Origin of the sequence: Paenibacillus sp. IHB B 3415 (assembly GCF_000802655.2) — a bacterium.
Taxonomy (GTDB): Bacteria; Bacillota; Bacilli; order Paenibacillales; family Paenibacillaceae; genus Paenibacillus_AQ; species Paenibacillus_AQ phytohabitans.
Genome location: NZ_JUEI01000236.1, coordinates 1 through 529 on the forward strand (window position 1 = coordinate 1; position 529 = coordinate 529).

Consider the following 529-nt stretch of genomic DNA (forward strand, 5'->3'; position numbering starts at 1 on the left):
ATGATATCAACGGGCACATTATCCAGATTAGATTTGATTTCTCCATTCCTGACGGCTTCCTGATACGCTATAGATGCTTGTGCCGCCTCCTGATCTGTTATGCCATTTTTACTGAGTACCCATGTGTTTCCTATAAGTGTTTTGCTGTACTCCTCAAAGTTGTATTTCTTCGCTCCGGTGTTGCTATTCAGTGCCAGCTGACGTTCCGCTGCTTCAATCTCCAGCCGCTTCACTTCCAGCTGGCTTCGCGCATAGTTCCCAGCGGCACTCTTCTCCATCGCCATCCGCAGCAGAAGGAGATATTCTTCGTTATGTATGAGCGGTACACTCTCCACCGTGATCGACGGATCATAATCACAGGCCTTGACAGCCGGATGCTTGAAATAGCCGCTTAGATCCTTCCCTGCTTCATATTGGACCTTGCCTACACCCAGCGAAGCCAGCTTCCGGCGTGCTTCTTCGGCCTGCGCGTGGACGGTCTCCATCTGCGTCTTGTTCCCGAACGCTTCATAGACCTTGAAGGCCATCT

1 pseudogene is annotated in these 529 nt (G+C 50.9%); it reads right to left on the minus strand.

Annotated elements, in window-relative coordinates:
• A pseudogene (locus tag QW71_RS40800) lies at positions 1-529 on the minus strand (hypothetical protein); the annotation flags it as partial.